The sequence below is a fragment of the Paracoccus isoporae genome (assembly GCF_900101865.1).
In the GTDB taxonomy this organism is placed as follows: domain Bacteria; phylum Pseudomonadota; class Alphaproteobacteria; order Rhodobacterales; family Rhodobacteraceae; genus Paracoccus; species Paracoccus isoporae.
Genome location: NZ_FNAH01000008.1, coordinates 83,515 through 106,167, shown reverse-complemented (window position 1 = coordinate 106,167; position 22,653 = coordinate 83,515). Strand labels below are relative to the sequence as shown.

Annotated in this window: 22 protein-coding genes and 1 tRNA gene; 11 read left to right on the top strand and 12 right to left on the bottom strand. The window is 66.4% G+C overall.

Annotated features, from left to right (window positions below):
- Positions 1-18 precede the first annotated feature (18 nt).
- From BLT73_RS17650 to BLT73_RS12860, 3 genes are all read right to left on the bottom strand, one after another.
- The gene (locus BLT73_RS17650; RefSeq protein ID WP_245727330.1) at positions 19-1,653 is read right to left on the bottom strand and encodes a Hint domain-containing protein; all 1,635 of its coding nucleotides are present in this window, start codon (positions 1,651-1,653) and stop codon (positions 19-21) included.
- 232 nt (positions 1,654-1,885) lie between these two features.
- Entirely contained in the window at positions 1,886-3,070 is a 1,185-nt protein-coding gene (locus BLT73_RS12865) for an MFS transporter (protein WP_090524543.1), read from the bottom strand.
- 203 nt (positions 3,071-3,273) lie between these two features.
- Positions 3,274-4,296: a LacI family DNA-binding transcriptional regulator gene (locus tag BLT73_RS12860; protein ID WP_090524391.1), complete on the bottom strand. Its 1,023-nt coding sequence runs from the start codon at positions 4,294-4,296 to the stop codon at positions 3,274-3,276.
- Between the two features lie 98 nt (positions 4,297-4,394).
- Between BLT73_RS12860 and BLT73_RS12855 the strand changes: the two genes are divergently transcribed.
- A tRNA-Arg gene (locus BLT73_RS12855) sits at positions 4,395-4,471 on the top strand.
- Positions 4,472-4,667: 196 nt separating this feature from the next.
- Here the strand turns inward: BLT73_RS12855 and BLT73_RS12850 are convergent.
- A complete protein-coding gene (locus BLT73_RS12850; RefSeq protein WP_090524389.1) occupies positions 4,668-5,360 on the bottom strand; it encodes a nitroreductase family protein in 693 nt (230 codons plus the stop codon).
- 231 nt (positions 5,361-5,591) lie between these two features.
- On the opposite strand from BLT73_RS12850, the gene BLT73_RS12845 reads away from it, so the two are divergent.
- From BLT73_RS12845 to BLT73_RS12835, 3 genes are all read left to right on the top strand, one after another.
- Complete coding sequence (locus tag BLT73_RS12845) at positions 5,592-6,590, top strand: P1 family peptidase (protein ID WP_090524387.1); 999 nt, start codon at positions 5,592-5,594, stop codon at positions 6,588-6,590.
- 324 nt (positions 6,591-6,914) lie between these two features.
- Complete coding sequence (locus BLT73_RS12840; RefSeq protein WP_090524385.1) at positions 6,915-8,387, top strand: NAD-dependent succinate-semialdehyde dehydrogenase; 1,473 nt, start codon at positions 6,915-6,917, stop codon at positions 8,385-8,387.
- A gap of 130 nt (positions 8,388-8,517) precedes the next feature.
- Entirely contained in the window at positions 8,518-9,609 is a 1,092-nt protein-coding gene (locus BLT73_RS12835; RefSeq protein ID WP_090524383.1) for an SH3 domain-containing protein, read from the top strand.
- A gap of 74 nt (positions 9,610-9,683) precedes the next feature.
- Here BLT73_RS12835 and BLT73_RS12830 read toward each other — a convergent pair whose 3' ends face one another.
- A complete protein-coding gene (locus tag BLT73_RS12830; RefSeq protein WP_090524380.1) occupies positions 9,684-10,433 on the bottom strand; it encodes a DUF1013 domain-containing protein in 750 nt (249 codons plus the stop codon).
- A 194-nt stretch (positions 10,434-10,627) separates the two neighbouring features.
- Between BLT73_RS12830 and BLT73_RS12825 the strand changes: the two genes are divergently transcribed.
- Complete coding sequence (locus tag BLT73_RS12825; RefSeq protein WP_245727329.1) at positions 10,628-11,272, top strand: ribonuclease T2 family protein; 645 nt, start codon at positions 10,628-10,630, stop codon at positions 11,270-11,272.
- Positions 11,273-11,275: 3 nt separating this feature from the next.
- Here the strand turns inward: BLT73_RS12825 and BLT73_RS12820 are convergent, their stop codons facing one another.
- The 3 genes from BLT73_RS12820 to BLT73_RS12810 all read right to left on the bottom strand — a co-directional run bounded on the left by BLT73_RS12820 (position 11,276) and on the right by BLT73_RS12810 (position 13,907).
- Entirely contained in the window at positions 11,276-12,187 is a 912-nt protein-coding gene (locus BLT73_RS12820; protein ID WP_090524376.1) for an SDR family oxidoreductase, read from the bottom strand.
- 80 nt (positions 12,188-12,267) lie between these two features.
- The gene (locus BLT73_RS12815; protein ID WP_090524374.1) at positions 12,268-13,260 is read right to left on the bottom strand and encodes an NAD(P)H-quinone oxidoreductase; all 993 of its coding nucleotides are present in this window, start codon (positions 13,258-13,260) and stop codon (positions 12,268-12,270) included.
- Complete coding sequence (locus BLT73_RS12810; RefSeq protein ID WP_176805086.1) at positions 13,257-13,907, bottom strand: COQ9 family protein; 651 nt, start codon at positions 13,905-13,907, stop codon at positions 13,257-13,259. The genes BLT73_RS12815 and BLT73_RS12810 overlap by 4 nt, the downstream gene beginning before the upstream one ends.
- A 96-nt stretch (positions 13,908-14,003) precedes the next feature.
- Here BLT73_RS12810 and rpsU point away from each other — a divergent pair, with 96 nt between their 5' ends.
- The 3 genes from rpsU (at position 14,004) to BLT73_RS12795 (ending at position 15,150) form a co-directional block, all read left to right on the top strand.
- Positions 14,004-14,210 (top strand): 30S ribosomal protein S21, encoded by a 207-nt coding sequence (gene rpsU / locus BLT73_RS12805; protein ID WP_090524370.1) that lies wholly within the window; start codon positions 14,004-14,006, stop codon positions 14,208-14,210.
- A 141-nt stretch (positions 14,211-14,351) separates the two neighbouring features.
- Positions 14,352-14,786, top strand: coding sequence for an META domain-containing protein (locus BLT73_RS12800; protein WP_176805084.1), 435 nt, complete (start codon positions 14,352-14,354; stop codon positions 14,784-14,786).
- A complete protein-coding gene (locus BLT73_RS12795) occupies positions 14,773-15,150 on the top strand; it encodes an META domain-containing protein (protein WP_090524366.1) in 378 nt (125 codons plus the stop codon). The genes BLT73_RS12800 and BLT73_RS12795 overlap by 14 nt, the downstream gene beginning before the upstream one ends.
- Here BLT73_RS12795 and recO read toward each other — a convergent pair.
- Positions 15,137-15,850, bottom strand: coding sequence for a DNA repair protein RecO (gene recO, locus BLT73_RS12790; protein WP_090524364.1), 714 nt, complete (start codon positions 15,848-15,850; stop codon positions 15,137-15,139). The genes BLT73_RS12795 and recO overlap by 14 nt on opposite strands.
- The gene (locus BLT73_RS12785; protein WP_090524362.1) at positions 15,850-16,317 is read right to left on the bottom strand and encodes a YbaK/EbsC family protein; all 468 of its coding nucleotides are present in this window, start codon (positions 16,315-16,317) and stop codon (positions 15,850-15,852) included. Before BLT73_RS12785 ends, recO begins: the two co-directional genes overlap by 1 nt.
- Before the next feature lie 40 nt (positions 16,318-16,357).
- Here BLT73_RS12785 and BLT73_RS12780 point away from each other — a divergent pair, with 40 nt between their 5' ends.
- From BLT73_RS12780 to BLT73_RS12770, 3 genes are all read left to right on the top strand, one after another.
- Complete coding sequence (locus BLT73_RS12780; RefSeq protein ID WP_090524360.1) at positions 16,358-16,678, top strand: hypothetical protein; 321 nt, start codon at positions 16,358-16,360, stop codon at positions 16,676-16,678.
- Between the two features lie 111 nt (positions 16,679-16,789).
- Positions 16,790-18,049 carry a lytic murein transglycosylase gene (locus BLT73_RS12775; RefSeq protein ID WP_090524358.1) on the top strand — a complete coding sequence of 420 codons (1,260 nt, stop codon included), beginning with the start codon at positions 16,790-16,792 and terminating at the stop codon, positions 18,047-18,049.
- A gap of 17 nt (positions 18,050-18,066) precedes the next feature.
- Positions 18,067-18,924, top strand: a complete 858-nt coding sequence (locus BLT73_RS12770) for a class I SAM-dependent methyltransferase (protein ID WP_090524356.1) — start codon at positions 18,067-18,069, stop codon at positions 18,922-18,924.
- Positions 18,925-18,936: 12 nt separating this feature from the next.
- Here the strand turns inward: BLT73_RS12770 and ntrX are convergent, their stop codons facing one another.
- Both ntrX and BLT73_RS12760 read right to left on the bottom strand, forming a co-directional pair.
- Positions 18,937-20,319 carry a nitrogen assimilation response regulator NtrX gene (gene ntrX / locus BLT73_RS12765; RefSeq protein ID WP_090524354.1) on the bottom strand — a complete coding sequence of 461 codons (1,383 nt, stop codon included), beginning with the start codon at positions 20,317-20,319 and terminating at the stop codon, positions 18,937-18,939.
- Positions 20,316-22,580 carry a sensor histidine kinase NtrY-like gene (locus tag BLT73_RS12760; protein ID WP_090524352.1) on the bottom strand — a complete coding sequence of 755 codons (2,265 nt, stop codon included), beginning with the start codon at positions 22,578-22,580 and terminating at the stop codon, positions 20,316-20,318. Before BLT73_RS12760 ends, ntrX begins: the two co-directional genes overlap by 4 nt.
- Between the last annotated feature and the right edge of the window lie 73 nt (positions 22,581-22,653).

The following is a 22,653-nucleotide window of genomic DNA, read 5'->3' as shown; positions in this document are numbered from 1 at the left end:
CCGGCAGGCGCGGCGCGGTCACGCGGCGCGTTTCTGGACCAGCCGACGCCCCTTGCGCTGATGCAGCATCGCAAGTTTCCGCCCCATGCGCCCGCTGCTCAGCGGCCTCGCCGACAGCGCCGTGTAATCGATGTCACGCAGCTCCGGGAACAGGGTCAGGATTTCTTCGCGGGCCGCGGGCGACACGCTCTTGAGGGCCTGCGGGCCGGTATAGAAGCTTTCCGTCTCAGCGCCGTTCGAGAACAGGATCTCATGCTGGTCGAACAGCAAATGAAAATACTCGACCTCGGTGACGTCCGCGGCAATGTCGATCCCGTCAACCACCACAAGCTGCTTGGCGGCGACCAGCACCTCGGACTGACCGAAGATGCGGTTCGCGATCTGCGACCGGACCAGCATCCGGTGCTGCGGCGAGACCAGCAGATCCTGCGCGGGCAGCTTGCCGCCCAAAGCCCCGGCGCGGATGCGGATCGGCACCAGATTGGGACATTCGGCAAGCTGCCGCGCGTCCAACATCTTGCGCCCGATCCAGCGGACCGGCTGGTATCCGTGATCCGCGGTCAGCACATGGTCGCCCTCGCCGATATCCTCGACCGCGACGCTGCCATGCGCCGTCTCGATCTGCGTGCCGCGCGCGAAGCAGGTCGCCAGTTCCGAGTATTTGGGCGCGAATTCTTTGTCGATACCGACTTTAGGGTTATCCGTGCCGGCCGAAGTGTCACGTGTGACATTCGTGTATGTCACACCGGGGATGAGCCGCTGGGTCGAGACATACACTGTCGGAATCGGGCTGCCATCCGGCATCGTGCCGTCTTTGAAATCGATCTGCGAGACGTAGATGACGGTGCCATCGGGTGCGGTGACGCGGTAGATATTCTCGGCCTCGTAATAGCCGTCGCCGGACGTGGCACCTGACAGCAACTCAACCGAGCCGATCTGGCTGTGATCGTTGAAGACATTATCGTCCCCCGAGTTGCTGAAGCCGTCGTTCAGATAGTCGTCATTGTCCTTTGAGTTGAACACGGCTTGCTGTGCCGTGCTGGCAACCGTCAGCTCTTCGTTCGCGATCGTGACATCGCCCGCCTGCCAGGCGAGATAGCTGGTGAAGCCCGATCCCGTTTCACCGGGGCCGTCGGGCGAGGCCACATGATCGATCTTCGTCCCGATGTCGAAGATGATTTGCGTGTCGGGCGTTTCAGGCGTGTCGAAGACCGAATTATTGTCGTTGATTTTGTGACCAGGCGAGCCGTCCTTGAGAAGCGTGTTGTAGGTCTCGCCGGGTGTCAGATTGTAATTCGAGATAAAGACTCGCTCTCCTCCGGCACCAATGACCTCGACCAGAAAATACGTTTTGCCGTCCGGTCCGACGAAGTCCCAAGAAAATTCTGGCTGGACGCTGGTGCCCGAACCAAAATCGATCTCGTCACCGTTCATCGCGGACATACTGCCGCTAGCAGTAAAAAGTTTGTCGTCAATAAGCCGGTGTGTGTCCGGAGAGGACAGCTTGATCGTGCCAGGCTCGGCGTCCGCATGCACTGCTAATGTGCCTGGGCCGTGCGTGTTACCGGGATCATCTAAAGTGAAAACCAGCATGTCCCGCGAGAATGCGTAGACATTGCCGCTGAAGTTAACTCCGCTTGGGTCGGTCGCCATGGTCTTCCGTCACCTTCTTTTGGCAGGCTGCTCTGCCAAATGAATCATTCGCTTCCGTCGGTCGCAGCGTGCCGCCGGAAACCGATCTCGAACTCAGTATCAGTGAAGAATGGGAACCACCGCGCGCGCCGGCGCCGGATCGATTGACAGCAAATGACCTTTGGTCAGGCTGTATACACAATCATATGCAGATTAAAATAGGTCGCATGCAACTTTTAGTTGTAAAGTTGCACTATTCTACCCGCAGCACCGGCGCCAGTGCCACGGCAGCCAGCGCCAGCAGCGCCAGCATCCCGAACGACGCCTGCAATCCCGCCAACTGCGCGACGAATCCGACGATGGGCGGACCCAGCAGCAGCCCGCCATATCCCACCGTCGCCACGCTGGCGATGGCGCGGCCGGGCGGCAGGTCCGGGTCATTGGCGGCGCGCGAAAAGGCCAGCGGCATCAGCACCGCATAGCCCATCCCGACCAGGGCAAAGCCGGTCAGCGCCAGGCCGAGACTGTCGGCAAGAATGGCCACCGCCAACCCCGTGAAGGCGATCAGCCCGCTGAACCGGGTGGCCGCGACCGGCCCCAGCCAATGCACCAGCACACCACCCGACAGGCGCGTCAGAACCATCGTCGCGCTAAAGGCGGCGTATCCGAGCGCCGCCTCCGCCTTGCTCGCCTGAACAAGTATTTCCAGATAGACGGCGCTCCAATCCGCCATCGCGCCCTCGCCCATCGAGGCCGCGAAGGCGACCGTGCCGACCAGCAGAAGCGGCCCGGACGGGAGCGAGAAGATGCTGCGAGACCTGGTCGCGCGATCCGCGCGCGGGGGTGCCGCCCCCCTGGCCGGAATCATCACCCAGAGCGCGACCGCACCGCCGATGACAGCCACGACCAGGAAATGCCATGCCGGCGAGAAGCCGAGCCGCACCGCCGCGTACCCGCTGGCCGCGCCCAATCCTGCGCCGAAGCTGAACATGGCGTGGAAGATCGACATGGTGGAGCGTTTCAGCCGCGCCTCCACCTTCGCCCCCCAGCCGTTCATCGCCACATCCATCGCCCCGTGCTGCGTGCCGAAGACGAACAGCGCCACCGCCAGCAGGATCGTTGTCGGGGCAAGCGCCAGCGCCAGCAGCGCCGGGCAATAGATCATCGCGCAGGCAATTGTCACCCGCTCCGCCCCGAAGCGCTCGCTCAGCCCGCCCGCGAAGGGGAAGGATACGATCGCGCCGCCCGCAAGCGCCAGCAGCAGAAGCCCGAGCGCCGCCGGCTCGAGCGAGAATGCCTGCTTGAAATCCGGCACCCGCGCCGCCCAGGCCCCGAACAGCATCCCGTTCAGCGCGAAGGCCGCGGTGACGGCCCACCAGCCGGCGTCGCGCCACAGCGCGGTCGGCCGTGCGGCAGAAGTGATGAGGGGCTCCGACATGAACAACTCCGGTCCGGCATCGCTGCCGCAAAAACTGAAATACGGGAATTTGCCTCGCTGCGCGAGCCGTGCTGCGATCTCGCGCGGCTCTTCGCCAGACGCAAGACCATCAGGGAAAAATGCGCTCGATTCCCGCTGACCGTGGCCATGCCGCACGGCGTTTGTCGTCGCGCGCGCGCCCGCGACCCTTGACCGCTCCGGCGTCAGTCGGCCGGACGGATGGTCTCCCCGCCCATGAAATGCGGCTTCAGCACCAGCTTGCCGCCATCCGGCGCAGGCTCTTTGCCGGCCACGATCCGCGCCGCCCGCCGCCCGATATCAAAGCGCCGCGCATCCGTGGTCGCAAGCCGCATCGGCAGACCGTCCAGCAGATCGACCCCGTTGAACCCGGCCAGCCCGAGCCGGCCCGGAATGTCGAACCCCTGCTCGCGGCACCAAAGCATCCCGCCCGCGCCGATCATGTCGTTGGAGTAATAGAGGAAATCCAGATCCGGCTGCCGCTCCAGGATCCGCTCGGTCAGTTCCCGCCCCTTCGCCAGCGAGGATCCTCCCTGATAGAATTCGCGCGCCGCAAGCGAGATCCCGGCCGCGCCAAGCGCGCGCTCCAACCCTGCCAGCCGCTTCTTCGCGCGATGATCCTCGGGCATATGCGTGCCGATGAAGCCGATGCGCCTATACCCCGCGGCGAGGATCTGCTCGCCCATCTGCCGCCCGGCCGCGAGATGCGAAATCCCGACGCCGCAATCGATGACATCGCCGTCGATATCCATGATCTCGACCACCGGCACCGACGCCGCCGCCAGCATCGCCCGCGCGGCGCGGTTATGTTCCAGCCCGGCCAGAATCACCCCGGAGGGCCGCCAGGACAGCATGTCGTAGAGCACCGACTCCTCGCGCGAGAGCGAATAGTTCGTCACCCCCACCACGGGTTGCAGCGGCGTGTCATCCAGCTCGGCCGAGATCCCGGTCAGCACATCGGGAAACACCAGGTTCGACAGCGACGGAATCACCACCGCGACCAGGTTGACGCGCTGGCTCGCCAGCCCCCCGGCGATCATGTTCGGCACATAGCCGAGCGCCTTCGCCGCGGTCAGCACCTTCTCGCGCGTCGAGGCCGAGACATCGCCGCGATTGCGCAACACCCGGCTGACCGTCATCTCGGACACACCCGACGCCTCGGACACGTCTCGAAGCGTCAACGGGCGGCGGTTCTTGCGGTGCGGCATGGGTGATCTTTCAATGGGTTTATCTGAGTTAGCGCATGACAACCGCTCAGGGCAAGCGCCTTGCCAAACCCGGCCTTTCCGGTCACAAGACCTGCGTCGGCCCCGTGGCTCAACTGGATAGAGCAGCCCCCTCCTAAGGGGCAGGTTGCAGGTTCGAATCCTGCCGGGGTCACCACGTTCCCGCTGACTAGCTCGACCCGAACCGCGCGGGACATTTTTTCCCTGCCTCCCTCAAGGGATACGAGTGACCTGATCTCGCCGGACTTTGGTTCTGTCGTGCCAGAATAAGGCAAAGGGGCCCCGAGAGCCCTTCTCAGCCGCCACATCCCGCACGGCCGCGACGTGCGGGCCGTGCGCCTCGGGCATCCTCGCTAAGCCAGCACCGTCGCGATCTCGTCCAGCGGCTTTTTCATCTTCGCCACTTTCGGGACTTTCGCATCCGCCGCCGGATGCCCCACCGCGATGATCATCGTCGCCTTCTCGCTGTCCGGGCGGCCGAGGAGCTGGTTGAGGAACTTCATCGGGTTCGGCGTGTGGGTGAGCGAGACGAGGCCGGCATGATGCAGCGCTGCCAGCAGAAAGCCCGTGGCGATGCCGGTGCTTTCCGGGACGTAGTAGTTCTTGAACCGGACGCCGTCATCGAACTGACCCCATCTCTGCGCGAAGACCACGATCAGCCAGGGCGCCTCCTCAAGATGCGGCTTGTGGTCATTGGTGCCGATGGGTTCAAGCGCCTTGAGCCATTCATCACCGGCACCCCCGTCATAGAACTGCCGCTCCTCCTCCTCGGCCGCCTCGCGGATGCGTTTCTTCAGCGCGGGATCCGAGATGGCAACGAAATGCCAGGGCTGGTGATTGGCCCCGGACGGGGCGGTGCCCGCGGTGCGGATGCATTCCTCGATCACCTCGCGGGCAACGGGGCGCCCGGCATAGTCGCGCACCGTATGGCGGCGGCGCATCACCTCGTAGAAGGCGCGGGCCGCGGGCAGCATCTCCGCATCCTCCAGTTCGCTGCGATCCGGCAGATCGAGCGCCTCGTATTCAATCTTCTCCCTGGCAAACATCCGTGTTCCTCCCTGTCACTGCCCGGCTGTCATCGTCGCTATCCACCGGTATTCGCGCGCGGAATCCCGCGTCCCGACACATCATTCACCAAATGTCCCGCGCGATCCAGCCATCTGCGTCGCTGGCCGGAAGGTGCCGTCTGACCCGGCCCGCCATGCGCGCGCGATTTGCCTTGCAGCCGCGTTTGCGCGCATGATCCTGCGGGGATGCCGCGATGGGGAGAGCGCAGTATGAAAGCCGGACACCGCAACCTGATTACAGATGTCGCCGGATTGCGCGTCGGCAATGCCGAGGATGCGACGCTCCGGTCTGGCACGACCGTGCTGACGGCGGATCGGCCCTTTGCCGCGGCCGTGCATGTGATGGGCGGTGCGCCGGGCACGCGCGACACCGAATTGCTGGCCCCGGACAAGCTGGTGCAGGAGATCGACGCGATCTTCCTGTCGGGGGGGTCGGCCTTCGGTCTCGCGGCGGGTGATGGCGTAATGGAGGGGCTGCGCGCCGCCGGGCGCGGCTTTGCCGTGGGCGACATGCGCGTGCCGATCGTGCCCGGCGCCATCGTCTTCGATCTTCTGAATGGCGGCGAGAAGGGATGGGACCGGAACCCCTATCCCGCGCTTGGCCGGGCGGCATGGCAACGCGCCGACGCTGATTTTGCCATCGGCAGCGCGGGCGCGGGAACCGGGGCGATGACCGGGCGGCTGAAGGGCGGGCTGGGGTCGGCCTCGGCGGTGCTGGAGTGCAGCATCACCGTCGGCGCGTTGGTGGTGGTCAATGCGCTCGGCTCGGCCACGATCGGTGATGGCCGGGCGTTCTGGGCCGCCCCGTGGGAAATAGGCGACGAGTTCGGCGGGTTGGGCATGGCAGGCCGGTTCGACCCGCAACATGAGCCCCTGCCCGAGAAACGGCTGGGCGAGGCAACGACCATCGCGATCGTCGCCACCGATGCGACGCTGGACAAGGCGGGGCTTCAGCGCCTGGCCACCGTGGCGCATGACGGGATGGCGCGGGCGCTCGTGCCCAGCCACACGCCCTATGACGGCGACCTGATCTTTGCGGTCTCTACCGGCGGGCGGGAGCTGCCCGATCCACAGGTGACGCCGTTCCAGCTTGGCCATGCGGCGGCCACCACACTGGCGCGCGCAATTGCCCGCGGCGTCTATGCCGCCCGGCCCGCGCCGGGGGATTTGCAGCGATGCTGGTCGGAGCTTCAGGACACCGCAGGATGACGGCACGACGACGGGGCCGAGCCACACCCTTGCCGACCGCGCGATTGGACGCCGCGTGACAGAGCAGAACGGCCCTTAGCTCGGCCGGATTTACCGGAGACCGCCGAGTGTTGATCGCGATTCACCGGCGGTCGTCCGCCTGCGGGATGCCCCGAGCGTGACATCCTCCGGCACCCCGTTGCGCTTCGTTGTGTTGCAGACGCACATCACCAGCTTTGCAGGCGCGCTTGCGCCGCCCACATTCCGAAACGACCAGAAACACCCCTTGCCACGCCCCGGCAAACGCGCCAGCCTGCCGCCGAAATCGGCAAGGGAGCCCAGCCCATGAACATGCAGTCCACCGATCTGAAAACGATGCTCAGCGATCCGTCGCTTCTGGAAACCCGCGCCTTCGTCGCCGGCGAATGGATCGAGGCCGATGACGGCAAGACGTTCGAGGTCGTCAATCCGGCCCGCGGCGACGTGATCGCGCATGTCGCCGATTTGTCCCGCGTCGAGGTCGCCCGCGCCATCGATGCGTCGGCCGAGGCGATGAAGGGCTGGGCCGCGCGCACCGCAAAGGAGCGCGCGCAGATCATGCGCAAATGGTTCGACCTGATGATGGAGAACCAGGACGATCTGGCCCGCATCCTGACCGCCGAAATGGGCAAGCCTCTGGCCGAGGCGAAGGGCGAGATCGCCTATGGCGCCAGCTTCATCGAATGGTTCGCAGAGGAGGCCAAGCGCATCTACGGCGAAACCATTCCCGGCCACCAGCCCGACAAGCGGCTGACGGTGATCCGCCAGCCGATCGGGGTGGTCGGTTCGATCACGCCGTGGAATTTCCCTAACGCCATGATCACCCGCAAATGCGGCCCCGCCATCGCGGCCGGCTGCGGTTTCGTGGGGCGCCCTGCCGCTGAGACCCCGCTTTCGGCACTGGCATTGGCGGTTCTGGCGGAACGCGCGGGTCTGCCGAAAGGGCTGTTCGCGGTGGTCACATCCACCTCGAGCAGCGAGATCGGCAAGGAGTTCTGCGAGAACCCGCTGATCCGCAAGCTGACCTTCACCGGATCGACCCAGGTGGGTCGCATCCTGCTGGGCCAGGCCGCGGAGCAGGTGCTGAAATGCTCGATGGAGTTGGGCGGCAACGCCCCCTTCATCGTCTTCGACGATGCCGATCTGGATGCTGCGGTGGAGGGGGCAATGGCCTCGAAATTCCGCAATAACGGCCAGACCTGCGTTTGCGCCAACCGCATCTATGTCCAGTCCGGCGTCTATGACGCCTTCGCCGACAAGCTCGCCGCCGCGGTCGAGAAGCTGCGCGTGGGTGACGGGCTGGAGGAGGGCGTGACCACCGGCCCGCTCATCAACGATGACGCGGTCGAGAAGGTCGAGGAACATATCGAGGATGTCGTCAGCGGCGGCGGCAAGGTGGTGACCGGGGGCAAGCGCAAGGACGGTCTGTTCTTCGAGCCCACGGTGGTGACCGGCGTGACCGACGACATGAAGGTGGCCACCGAGGAGACCTTCGGTCCGCTGGCGCCGCTGTTCCGCTTCGACAGCGAGGAGGAGGCGATCGAGAAGGCCAACAACACCATCTTCGGCCTGGCCAGCTATTTCTACGCCCGCGACATCGGCCGCATCACCCGCGTTCAGGAAGGGCTGGAATACGGCATCGTGGGGGTGAACACCGGCATCATCTCGACCGAAGTCGCGCCCTTTGGCGGGGTCAAGCAGTCCGGTCTGGGCCGCGAGGGCAGCCGCCACGGGATCGAGGATTACCTGGAAATGAAATATATCTGCCTGTCGATCTGACGGAACGATCGCGGCCGGGCACCGTTCTGAAAGGACAGGCAGCGCGCCCCGTCCTGCGGGCGGGCGAGCCGCCATCATCGCCCCGGCCGCGGCATCGCAGCCCAGGATCAACGACCAGCAGAGGTAGATCATGTTTCACAGGCTTGCAGGCGCGACGGCGCTCACACTCGCATTGTCCGGCCCGATCCTCGCCCAGACCGCATCCAACCCCGTCGTGTTTCCGGTGGGCACCACAGGCACCCAGCTCGAAGGCAGCATCTCCGGGCAGGACGTGGCGGATTTCACCCTGACCGCGCGTCAGGGCCAGACCCTGATCGTGAAGATGGTCACCGACAACCCGTCCGGCTATTTCAACATCTACGGGCCGGGCAGCGTGCCGGGCGAGGACGAGCCGCTGCACAGCGGCAGCAGCGCCGGGCTGGACGCCTCGCTGGAGATGCCCTCCGACGGCACCTATCTGATCCGCACCTTTCAGTCGCAGGAAGGTGGCAACGCGGACGGCGTGGCGAACTACACGCTGTCGGTCAGCGTGGACGGCGACGCGCCCGATGCCGGAGCGGATGCGACGGTCACGGCGGAAGGCCCGGATCTCTGGCAGGTCGCCGGGGCCGGGGCGGGCCTGAACATCCGCTCGGAGCCGACCCAAGCCGCCGAAGTGCTGGCCCGCGTCGAAAACGGCACCAGCCTGCGCAATCGTGGCTGCAAGCCGGTGGGGGAGACGAGCTGGTGCGAGGTCGAGACGACATCGGGCACGCCGGTCTCGGGCTGGGCCGCCAACAGCTATCTGCGCGCGCCGACAGAGCCGGTCGAGGCCGACCCGCCCCCCGCAAGCCCCGCCGTATCAGCGCAGCCGCCAGCGGCGTCGCCCGCGCGGGTCGAGGCCGGCGACGCCCCGCCTGCAAGCCCCGCCATCCGCGCCGACAAGCCCGCGCCCAAACCCGCCCAGGCGGAGGCGCCGGCGGAGATGCAGGGCGAACTGCCCTGCTCTGTCGCGATGGGGGCGCCGACGCAAAACTGCGCCTTCACGGCCTCGCGCGGGGCGGATGGCGCTGTGACCGTCACGATTGACTGGCCCGAGGGCGGGCAGCGCGAATTGCGATTCGCAGACGGCGCACCCGCACCGCGTGAGGGCATGACATCGGAACGGCGCGGCGCGCTGACGGTCATCAATATCGGTGACGAACGTTACGAGATCCCCGACGAATTGCTCAACGGCGGCTGATCGAAGCAGCACTTCTCAAACGGAAAGGCCCCGCGCATGGCGGGGCCTTTTTCATCGGATCGGACGCGGGGGGATCAGTTGTCCTCGTCCTCGGCGTCATCCTTGGAGTCGGGCAGGTTGAAGAACGTCTCGGCGTCATATTCACGCTCCTTCTCCTCCGGCTCCTCGTCCTTGGTCAGCGTGAAGTTCTCCAGCCCGGCAATCGCGGTCGGCAGGCGCGGTTCGTCCTCCATCGACAGCGAGGTCTCGGTGGAGACCAGCTTGCGGCGCTCGTCATCGGACATCACCCCGCCCTCGGCTTCGCGCTTCTTGGCGGCCTTCTGCACGGCGGCATCCAGCTCGGTCTGCTTGGCGAGACCAAGGGCGACCGGATCGATGGGCTGGATGTTCTGGATGTTCCAATGCGTCCGTTCGCGGATCGCCTGAATGGTCGGCTTGGTGGTGCCGACCAGCTTGGCGATCTGGGCGTCCGCCAGTTCCGGGTGGAACTTGACCAGCCACAGGATCGCCGCAGGACGGTCCTGACGCTTCGACAGCGGCGTATAGCGCGGACCACGACGCTTCTCCTCGCCCTCGGCGGCGGGGTTGTGCTTCAGCTTCAGCTTGTAGGCCGGATCCTTCTCGGCCGTGTCGATCTCCGACTGGTCGAGCTGGTGCGAGGCAATGGGATCGAAGCCCTTCACGCCCGCGGCCACATCGCCATCCGCGATGCCCTGCACTTCCAGTTCGTGCAGCCCGCAAAAATCCGCGATCTGCTTGAAGCTCAGCGTCGTGTTGTCGATCAGCCAGACGGCGGTGGCTTTGGCCATGAGCGGTTTGTTCATCGGATCACTCCTTGCGCATATCTCTCCCGGCCGGGAAAACGGCGTTTGGGCGAAGCCTTTCAGCGTTTTCGGGGGGGAATTCGGCGGCTGTATAGACGCTCGCGCCAGAAAGGGAAAGCCGGAATCTGATCCGACCCCGTGCAAAACCGGGTGGACTGCGCTATCGGTGGCGCGGACAGCGCGGGGAGGCGGCGGTGAAACAGGGATTATGCGCGGCGCTTGCCGTCTGGACATGCTGGGCCGCACCCACAACGGCCCAATCCGACCGCGCCGGCGATTTCGACTATTACGTGATGGCGCTCAGCTGGTCGCCAAGCTGGTGCAGCACCACCGGCGACCGGCGCGGGGCCAGCCAGTGCGATGCCGGCCGCAAGGTCGATTTCGTGCTGCACGGGCTGTGGCCGCAATACGAATCCGGCTGGCCGCAGGATTGCCGCAGCGACGAGCGCGATCCATCCCGGCGCGAGACCCAGGCCATGTCCGACATCATGGGATCGGGTGGGCTCGCCTGGTATCAGTGGCAGAAGCACGGGCGTTGCAGCGGGCTGTCCGCGGCCGGGTATTACGATCTGTCGCGCGCGGCCTTCGCATCGGTGACACTGCCCGAGTATTTCGTCGATCTCGACCGCGACATCTCTATCCCGCCCGAACTGATCGAGGAGGCGTTCATCGAATACAACCCCGATCTGACGGCCGACGCGATCACCGTCACCTGTCGCAGCGAGGATCTCCAGGAGGTGCGGATCTGCCTGACCCGCGATCTGAAACCGCGCGACTGCGCCCCCGATGTGCGAAGGGATTGCAGCCGCGCCTCCGTCCTCATGGAAAAGGTGCGCTGACCCTTACAGCCCGCCGCCGCCGACCGAGCCGAAATACTCCCCGGTGATATAGCTCGCCTCGTCCGAGGCCAGCAGCACGTAGATCGGGGCGATCTCCACCGGCTGGCCGGGCCGGCCGAGCGGCTGCGACTTGCCGTGGATCGCGGCCTTCTCGGTCGGCTGACCGCCCGAGATCTGTAGCGCCGTCCAGTAGGGGCCGGGGCAGACCGCGTTCACCCGGATGCCGCGCGGCGCAAGCTGCTTGGCCAGCGACTGCGCGAATGCGACGTTCGCGGCCTTGGTCTGGGCGTAGTCGAACAGGATATCGGAGGGCGAGAAGGCCTGCACCGACGAGGTGATGATGACCGAGGCGCCGCTGTCCAGATGCGGAAGCGCAGCGCGGGTAATCCAGAACGGCGCGTAGATGTTCGTCTTCATCGTGGCGTCGAAGGACTCGGTCGTCAGATCCTCGAGATTGTGGCAGAATTGCTGACGCCCGGCATTGTTGACCAGCACATCGAGGCCGCCGAGCCCGGAGACCGCCTGTTCAATCAGCGATTTGCAGAAATCCTCATCCGTGATGTCGCCTGGAATGGCGATGGCCTTGCGGCCCTCGGCCTCGATGGCGGCAACGACGCTGTCGGCGTCGTCCTGTTCATCGGGCAGATAGTTGATCGCCACATCCGCACCCTCGCGGGCATAGGCGATGGCCGCGGCGGCACCGATGCCGCTATCGCCGCCGGTGATGAGCGCGCGCTTGCCGGTCAGCCGGCCGGTGCCGCGATAACTCACCTCGCCATGATCGGGCAGCGGGTCCATTTTCGCTGCGAGACCCGGAAAGGGCTGCTCCTGCGCCGGGAAATCCGGGCGCGGCAGGCGCGGATCGCTGAGCGCGCCGCTGCGGAAAGGCTGGGCGGGGGCGTTGTCGTTCGGCATGGGAGCCTCCATTGCAATCGGATTACGGAATGCAGGGAGAACGACGACGACCGCCCGGTGGTTTCCCCGGTTCGGAAAGGTCAGCCGCCCGCGACCTTCAACACGATCTTGCCGATGTGATCGCTGCTTTCCATGCGGCGATGCGCCGCCGCCGCGTCGCGCAGATCGAATTCGCTGTCGATCAGGATGCGGATCTTCCCGGCCGCGATCAGCGGCCACAGATGCGCGCGCAGCTCCTCGGCAATCCGGGTCTTGGCGGCATCCGATTGCGGGCGCAGCGTCGAGCCGGTGATGGTCAGCCGCCGCATCATCAGATGGGCGAAATTGATCTCCGCCTTCGGACCCTGCAAGAAGGCGATCTGGACGAGCCGTCCGTCCATATCCAGCGATTTCAGGTTCCGCGCGATATAATCGCCGCCCACCATGTCGAGGATCAGGTTCGCCCCCCCCGCGTCACGCAGGACGCTGACGAAATCCGCATCGCGGTAGTTGATCGCGACCGCGCCGAGCGTTTCGCAGGCAGCGCATTTCTCGGCAGATCCGGCGGTGGCCCAGACCCGTGCGCCAAGCGCTGTGGCCACCTGGATGGCCATGGTGCCGATCCCGGACGAGCCGCCATGCACGAGAAACCGCTCCCCTGCCTTCAATCCGCCGCGCATGACCACGTTCGACCAGACGGTGAAGGCGGTCTCCGGCAGGGCGGCTGCCTCTTGCAGCGACATGCCCTCCGGCACTGGCAGCGCATGGCCCTGATGGCAGGCGACATATTCCGCATAGCCACCACCCGGCAGCAAAGCGCAGACCCGGTCACCGGGCGCCCAGGCGGTGACGCCGCTGCCGACGGCGACGACCTCTCCGGCGCCTTCCAGCCCCGGCAGGTCCGAGGCGCCGGGCGGCGGGGCGTAATTGCCCTGACGCTGCGCCACATCGGGCCGGTTCACCCCGGCATAGGCCAGCCGAATGACGATCTGGTCGTGGTTGGGCATGGGCACCGGCCGGCTGGTCTCTGCCAGCACATCGGCCGCGCCGGGTTCGGTAATCTCGACGGCGCGCATGGCGTCAGGCAGGGTCATGGCCGCGATCCTTCCTCGGTCGATTTCGGGGCCCGGATCCAGCCGGTCGCCAGATCGGTCAGCATGGTGACGCCGGGCAGCTTGCGAGCCCGCGCCTTCAGCTTCTCGAACTGCATCACCCCCTCGATCCGCCGGTCGATGAAGCCGCGCGTGTCGGCATGGCCCGCGGAGCTGTCGCCCAGCCAGTAAAGCACGCTGGCCGAATAGACCGCGGCCAGCGTGGCGCGTTTGGAATACCAGTTCACATCACGCGAACTGTCATTCAGCCCGGTCCAGATCGTGTCCGCCGTCTCCCAGACCAAGCGCGCGGCGAGCGGCTGGTTGGCGGGCAATGCCAGAATGGCGGATGCCGCGCGCACCAGCTCCACATCGGCGAGTTCCAGCCGCCGGGCGATGGCGGCGGCGATCCGGGCGCTGATGCCGCCCTGCCCCGTTTCCTGTCCGCTCATCCACTCCGCCAACTCCCGATCGCCCTTGCGGTGGATCCAGGCGGCCAGATCGGCGCCGCCGGCGGGGAAGAAGGCCTTGGCCACATCCTCTGACAAGCCCAGATCCTTTGCCCCCGCCCGCAGCGCGGCGGCGTTCATGCCATCGAACGGAACATGGCTGATGGCGGCCTCGGCCAGCCTGTCACGGGTATCGGTCATCCTCACCTCTGTACTGGACATAACGGAAAAATCGCCCTATATGAGCGCTTCCTGCAATCTCTATCAACTCTAACCTAGGAAGGTGGTGACAACCACATGCAGGTGAACGTTCGCGACAACAACGTCGAACAGGCGATGCGCGCCCTGAAGAAGAAACTTCAGCGCGAAGGCGTGTTCCGCGAGATGAAGCTTCGGCAGCATTTCGAGAAACCGTCCGTCAAGAAGGCCCGTGAAAAGGCCGAGGCCGTGCGCCGCGCCCGCAAGCTGGCCCGTAAAAAGGCACAGCGCGAAGGCGCTCTGTAAGACGAGCGGACCGAGAGAGGTTCAAGACCCCCGCTGGCGCGTGTCGGCGGGGGTTTTCCTTTGCCTGTCATCTGGAGGCGACGCTGCGGGCTCACGGGATTTTGGGATGCAGGCGCGATGCGTCTGCCCTATGCAGGACGGATGAGCCCAAAGCCGCCGATGATCCGTCTGACCGCCCTTGCCGCCATGCTGGCGCTCGGCGCCTGTGCGGCCCGCGACGTGGCGGAGGCGGACCGCATCGACGGGATCGACTGGAAGCTGATCTCGGTGAACGGGCTGGCCTATCCCTATGACGTGTCCCTCAGGCTCGATGGGGACCGGCTGAGCGGCGTGCTGCCCTGCAACGCCTATTCCGGTCAGCGCGGCGGCGCGGCCCCGTCATTCACGGCGAGCGGGCTGGACGTGACCGAGATGGCCTGCGCCGATCCGCAGCGCCGCCGGGCCGAGGCAGAATATCTGGCCCTCCTGCCCCGGCTCACCAGCATCGCGCGTGATGGCGACGGCCTGCGGATGACCGGCCCGGATGCCACGCTGAGCTTCGCGCGGCGGGAGGCGCGTGGCGATGAGGTGTTCTGATCTGGCAAAGCTGGCGGCTGTGACGTTCATCGCCGGCTGCGCGCCGGTGGCAGCGCCGCCGCTTGACGGCAGCTATCGCCTGGCCGGGATCGACGGCGCACCGATCGCAGGCACCGCGAACTTGCAGATCGACGGGGCGACCCTGTCCGGGCACGGCCCCTGCAACCGTTTTCACGCGCAGAACCTGTCGCAATGGCCGCAGATCGACCTGACCGCCATCGCATCGACACGTCGCCTCTGCGTTCAGGACGGCGGAGAGGCGGCGTTTCTCGCGGCCTTGGGTCAGGTCGAGACGGCACGCCGGACCCGCGACGTCCTGACGCTGAGCGGCCCCGATCACATCCTGCGCTTCACCGCCGAGTAAGCCGCGCCGCCAGCCGTTGCCGCGCGGCGGGCAGCGGGCGGGACACATGCGCTTCGGCCAGCCAGTGATGCAGGAAATGGCCGGTCAGAAGCAGCGCATGCGCCAGGTCGTCATTGCTCTGCGGACCGCCCAGCATTTGCGGCAGGCGCAGAAGGCGCGGGGCATAGTCGCCGGCGGCCGCGGCCGTCACCGCGCGGCCCGATGACGGGCTGACATAGCACAGCCCCTCCGTCGCGCCGGTCACCGCACAGCGGCGCAGGTCGAGGCCGAACCCCATCTCGTCCAGCAGAAGCATTTCCCACCGCACGTAATCCTCGGCCCAGTCCGCGCCGGCGTCCATCAGATCCCACAGCCGTTCCGACGCCTCGGCCAGTTTCGGATGGGGATCGCGCTCGGGCAGCGCAAAGCGCAGCAGCGCCGCGGTGGCGTTCATCCCGTCAAGCGCGGCGGCATCGGCCAGCAATCCCGGCCGCGCCCGTCCGGGTTCGATGCTGAACGTGCCAAGCTGGTCCTCCAGCCGCGCGCGCCAGACCGCGTCCACCTGGTGGCCGGGCTGGAGCATGGCGGCTTTCCGGCGCCCCGCCCCGCCGGGGACGATCCCCGCGATGCGACCTGCCTCCGCGCTGAGCACATCCAGCAGCACTGCGTGCTCTCCATGCGCGCGCCGCCCGATCACCGTGCCCTCGCCCCGCCACTCCATCAGCCGGTGAAATCCGCAAGCTGAGCGCCGCTGATGCGCAGCAGATCACCCGGCGCAATGGCAAAGACATGGCGCGGCGTGCCGGCCGCGGCCCAGACCTGGTCGAACGTCATCAGCCGCGGGTCCATGAAGGCCCGAACCGGGCGCAGATGCCCGACCGGCGCCACCCCGCCAATCGCGAAGCCGGTCTCGGCCCGGATCAGCGCCGCATCGGCCTTGCCCAAGTCCTGCCCCGCCAGATCGGCGGCGCGCGCGGCATCGACGCGATTGCCCCCGGCGGTCAGGAACAGCAGCGCGCCGCCGCTCTCCACACCCCGGAAGATGATCGACTTCGCGATCTGGTCCACCGCGCAGCCCACCGCGGCCGCCGCATCCGCGGCGGTGCGCGTGTCGCCCATCTCTCGGATCTGCGCGGCCAGACCCGCCGCGCGCAGCGCCGCCTCCACCCTTGCCAAACTCCGGCTCATCAAGCACTCCCCTGTCGGGACAAGTGGTAAGGGGACCGGCATGGCCGAACAAGTCTATACGCTGCTGGTGCAGGTCGGACGCAGCAAGGAGGACGGGCTGCCGAAAGGGGCGAGCGGGGCGGCACTGCTGTGCTATGCCTCCGGCGCCGATGAGGGCGAGGCCGTGCGCGAGACGGTCGCCATCCTGAAACAGGCGGAGATGTCGCCGCTCGACGTGACCGGCTACGGCACGCTGGCCGAGCGCGAAGCCGAAGGCCACGAGATCGGCGCGGAGGACCGGAAACTAATGCAGCGCGCCCTGGACGAGAACGCCGTGATCGTCGCCCAGATGGAGCCGGTTTTTGACGACGGCACAGCGTAGGGCGCGACAAGGATTGACCGTTCTGGGTCGATCCGCTGCACCGGCCGGTTTTCCTTGTCCCAAAGCTGCGCTATCGTCGTGGCAAATCACCTCTAACGGGCAGGGAATTTCATGAGCAGAACCATCACCAGACTGACCATTTCGGCCGCCGCCATCGCCATTCTGAGCGCCTGCGCGACGGCGCCGGTCGGCTCCGTTTCCACCGGCTCCTCGGTGACGCCGGAGCCGATCCCGCAAGCCTCGCCGGCCTCTGAGGCCGGGCTTCAGAACTGGATCCAGGGCTTCCGCTCGCGCGCGCTTGCATCAGGCATCAGCGCCGGCACCTATGACAACGCGATGCGCATCGCGCGCTACAACCCGGAGGTGATCCGGCTGGACCGCCGCCAGGCCGAGTTCAACCGCCCGGTCTGGGAATATCTGGACAGCGCCGCCTCGGACAGCCGCACCACCAAGGGGCGCGGCCTGGCCCGCACCTATGGCGGCACGCTGGCCAGCATCGAGGGGCGTTACGGCGTCGACCGCAATATCGTCATGGCGATTTGGGGGATGGAATCGAATTTCGGCGGCAATCGCGGCAAGATGCAGATCATCCCGTCACTCGCCACACTGGCCTATGACGGGCGGCGCGGAGAGATGTTCTCGCGCCAGCTCATCGCCGCACTCAAGATCATTCAGGCCGGCGATGTGGATCCGGCCGGGATGCTGGGAAGCTGGGCCGGCGCCATGGGCCACACCCAGTTCATGCCGACCTCTTACCTGGAATATGCGGTAGATTTCACCGGCGACGGACGGCGCGACATCTGGTCGGATGATCCGACCGATTCGCTGGCCTCGACTGCGGCCTATCTGAACCGCTCGGGCTGGGTGCCGGGCCTGCCCGCGGTCGTCGAGGTGCGGCTGCCGCAGGGATTCAACTATGGCCAGACCGGGCGCAGCAATGTGAAATCCGGCAGTGCCTGGTCGGCGCAGGGCGTGCGTTCGGTCAGCGGGCAATCCCTGCCCTCGGGCGGGATCATCGCGCCGGCGGGCCGGTCGGGGCCGGCCTTTCTGGTCACCCGCAACTTCATGGCGCTGCGCGCCTATAACGCGTCCGACAACTACTCGCTCGGCGTGGCCATGCTGGCCAACCGGATCAGCGGCGGACCCGGCATCGTCGGCAGCTTCCCGCGCGAGGCGGGCTCTCTGACCCACAATCAGAAAGAGGAGGTGCAGCGCCTGCTGAACCGTCTCGGCTATAATGTCGGCGAGCCGGACGGGGCGATCGGCGAGAACACCATTGCCGGGATCAAGGCGTTCCAGCGTCGCATCGGGGTGGAACCGGACGGCTATGCCAACACCACGCTGCTCCAGCACTTGCAGCGCGCCACCTGAGCACAAGGGCGATGACGATGACCGAACCCGCCGCGCCAGCAGAGACCAGAACTGCCCCGGCGGCGGGTGACGTTATCGCGGCGACTTGCCCGATCTGTGCAACCGATTACAGCTATCCCGACGGCATATCGACCCGCGAGCGGAAGATATGCCCGAATTGCGGTGCCTCCGGGCGATCGGGGTCGATTGTCCGCCATGTCTGCCAGGCCATCTATGGCGAGGACAAACCGCTGTTCAGCCAGCAGCCCCGAAAATCGGCGCGCGTGATCGGCCTGTCGGACGGCATGGTCTATGCCAAGCCGTTCGGGGAATATTTCAACTATACCAACACCTTCTACCACAAGCCGCCGAAGCTGGACATCCGCGATCCCGAGCCGGATTTCTGCGGCATCGCGGATGTGCTCATCAATTCCGAAGTGTTCGAGCATGTCATCGGCGACACGCAGAGCGCCTTTGACGGCACGCTGAAGGTGCTGAAACCCGGCGGGACCATGGTGTTCAGCGTCCCCTTCGTCAATCGCGAGGGGTCCGAGCATTATCCCGGCCTGACCGATTACACGCCGCGCACCCTGGATGACGGCAGAACCGTCGTCGATCTGGTGTTCGCGGATGGTCGGCGCAAAACCGACGAGTCACCGAAATTCCATGGCGGGCCCGGCCTGACGCTGGAGCTGCCCATGTTCAGCCGAAAGCGTATGCTGGACGAGCTGACGGCGGCGGGCTTCGTGGATATTACCATCCATGACGACAACCTGCCGCAGCATGGCATCGTCTGGCCGCCGCTGTCGCGCATGGTGACGGCGCGCGCACCGCAGGAGCCGCCGCGGCCCGCACGCCGCGGCAATCTGCTCAGCCGGATGCTCGGGCGCGGCTAGGTCAGTCCGCGCTCAGGCGTCCTCCTCCTCCATCGCGCGGCCGCCGACCACGCCCAGCGATTTCAGCTTGCGGTGCAGCGCGCTGCGCTCCATGCCGACGAATTGCGCCGTGCGGCTGATATTGCCGCCGAAGCGGTTGATCTGGTTGACGAGATATTCGCGCTCGAACATCTCCCGCGCCTCGCGCAGAGGCAGGGCGGTGATGCGTGGTCCCAGCGTCAGCGTATCCGCCCCCTCGCCCTCCGCGCCCTGACCCTGCAACTCGCGCGACCGGATCGGGCCACTGTCTTCAGCGAGGATCAGCACCCGCTCGATCACGTTGCGGAGCTGGCGGATATTGCCCGGCCAGTCCATCGCCTGGAGCGCATTGCTGCTGTCATCCGACAGCGGGCGCAGGGCCAGCCCCTGTTCGTCATGCATCTGCTGCATGAAATGCGCGGCCAGCAGCGGAATATCCTCGCGCCGGTCGGCCAGTGACGGAACCGCCAGCGGCACCACGTTCAGCCGGTCATAGAGTTCCTGACGGAACCGGCCCGCGGCGATCTCGGTCGGCAGGTCGCGATTGGTCGAGGAAATCACCCGCAGATCGACGCGCACCTTGTCGGCCCCGCCGGCGCGGGCGAATTGCTGTTCGGTCAGCACGCGCAGGATCTTGGGCTGCGTGCCGACGGGCATGTCGGCCACCTCGTCGAAATAGATCACCCCGCCATGCGCCTGTTCCAGCAGCCCCGGCTCGATCCCGCGCTCCGGCGATTCGCGACCGAACAGCACTTCTTCCATCCGCTCCGGTTCGATGGTGGCGCAGGGAACCACGACAAAGGGGGCGTGCGCGCGGGGGCTGTGCGCATGCATGTAGCGGGCCGCCATCTCCTTGCCGGCGCCGGGCTGGCCGGTCAGCATGACCCGGCCGTTCGACTTCGCCAGCTTGTCGAGCTGATCGCGCATCCGCTTGAACGCGGCCGACTGGCCCAGCATCTCGGCCGATCGCTGATCGCCGCGCTTGAGCTGCGAATTCTCGCGCCGCAGCCGGTTGGTCTCCATCGCCCTGTTGATGACCACCAGAAGCTGGTCGATATTGAACGGCTTCTCGATGAAATCATAGGCGCCCTGCCGGATCGCGGCGACGGCGATCTCGATATTGCCGTGGCCGGAGATGATGATGACCGGCACGTCGGGGTTGTTGCGCTTGACCTGCTTGAGGATGTCGATCCCGTCCATGCGGCTGTCCTTGAGCCAGATGTCGAGGATCATCAGCGCCGGTTCGGCTGCGTTGAGTTCGCCGATCGCCTCGTCGGAATTGGCCGCGGTGCGGGTCTCGAAGCCTTCGTCCTGCAGAATATCGGCGATCAGTTCGCGGATATCCTTCTCGTCGTCCACGATCAGAATGTCGCTCATATGTCCTCCTGCTCTTTGTTCTTGCGTGCGATCCGCACGGGGTTTCGTTCGCGTGGCAGCCGGATCTCTGCCAGCGCACCACGCTCGGGTGCGTCGGTCAGATTCAGGCTGCCGCCATGTTCCTCGATGATCTTCTTGACGATGGGCAAACCAAGCCCGGTGCCGCCGGGTTTCAGCGTCACATAGGGTTCAAACAGGCGCGACCGGTCCTCCGGCAGGCCCGGCCCGTTATCGGTGATGGCGATGCGGACCGAATCGGGGCATGCCTCCATCTCGATTCGGATCTGCGGATGCCAGCCTTCGGGCGGATCGTCGCGCAGCGCGTCGATGGCCTCGGCCGCGTTCTTGATGAGGTTGGTAAAGACCTGCGCGATCATCGTGGCGTCGCAGTCGATGCGCAGTGCCTGGTCCGGAATGTCGGTGACCAGCTCGGCCTTCACCGCGTCGCGCTGCAACAGCACCGTGTCGCGCAGAAGCTTGGCCACGTCAGTCTCGCGCCGGTCGGGTTCGGGCATCCGGGCGAAGCGCGAGAACTCGTCGATGATCCGGCGCAGATCATTGGTCTGGCGAATGATGACATCGACATAGCTGTCAACCGCCTCGCGATCCGCTCCCTCCGGCGCGATCTTGGCGAATTTGCGCCGCATCCGCTCGGCCGAAAGCTGGATCGGGGTCAGCGGGTTCTTGATCTCATGGGCCACGCGGCGGGCCACGTCGCCCCATGCCGCCATGCGCTGCGCGCTGACCAGGTCGGTCACATCGTCGAAGGCCACCACGTAACCTTCCAGCCCGCCATCCGTGCCGTGGCGCATGGCCACCCGCACCAGCAGGCTGTCCATCCGCCCTTCCCGCACCAGCCGGATCTCGTCCTGCACGGTTTCCGTCACCGCGCCGGTCAGCCGGTCCAGCAGCGGGGCGAATTCCGGCACCACCTCGGCCAGCGGGCGGTCATGGTCGCGCGCCGGATCGACGCCAACCATGCGCATGGCCGAGCGGTTCATGAAATCGACATCGCCATCCTCGTCCAGACCGATGACCCCGGCCGTAACGCTGGTCAGAACCGAATCGAACAGCCGCCGCTGCTCCTCGCTGTCGCGATGGCTTTCGACCAGCTCCTCTCGCTGCGCCTTGAGCTGGCGCGTCATGCGGTTGAAGCTTTCGCCGAGCGTCTGGATCTCGTCGCCGGTATCGGCCTCGGGGATCTGCAGGTCCAGATCGCCCTGCCCGACCCGTTCCGACGCCTCGGCCAGCCGGCCGATGGGCCGCGACAGACGTTCCGCGAACCACAGCGCCATCCACATCGCCGCGGCAATCAGCAGCAGCGCAAAGCCCAGATAGACCAGCGAGAATTCCAGCAGCACCCGGCCCCGATCCTGCTCCAACTGGCGGTATTCGCCGATCGTCTCTCGGGTTTCGTCCAGCAGACCCAGCAGGCGCCCATCGACGTCGCGCGCCACATACAGAAACCGGTCGGCCAGCGGCGGCAGGGCCACGAGCGCACGGAACGCATTCTGGTCCCAGTCCTCGACCAGCACGACGCCATCGGCACGGGCCTGGTCAAACTGGCTGCGCGTCGGCTCCACATACCAGAAATCATAGGACCGCTCGCCCCGCGCGTGGATCGCGCCCGAGGCGTCGATGATATAGGCCTCGCGCAGTCCACGCTGCGTGCCGGATTGCTGGTCGGTCAGGATCAGCCGCAGGTCGCCATCCTCGATCAGCGCGTTGGCCGCGGCGGCGCGGCGCAGCACGGCGGCGATGTTCGTCGCGTCCTCGGTCAGATCGTCGCGATGTTCGGTCTGATAGGCGATGGCGGCGGATTGCGCGTTGGTCACCACCTCGCGCACCCGGTCGGAAAACCAGCCCTCCAGCCCGATATTGATAACCACGCCCGCGAACAGCGCCACCAGCACCGTCGGCACGAGCGCAATCAGCGCGAAAATCCCCACCAGCCGCGAATGCAGGCGCGAGCCGGCGCGGGCATGACGCCGCCCGGCCACGATCTGGGCCAGCCGGATCAGCACCAGCCCGATCAGCAGAAGCAGATAGATGAAATCCAGCAGCAGCACGAGGCTCAGCCAGCGCGACCCGCCGGCCACCCCGACCAGCATCAGCACGATCACGGTCAGCACGGCCAGCACCGGCGCGGTCACGACAACCGCCAGCGTCACCACCGTCCGCGAGCGGCGCCGCGCGGCCAGGCGCGCCAGCCGGTCCGCAAACCGATGGGCGCGAATTGATGTCAGGCCGGTTGCTGCCATGGCCTCGTTCTGCTCGCTACCGCGCCGCTTGGGGCGGCGTCTTGTTGCACGAACGCGACGCAAATTCGCCGCG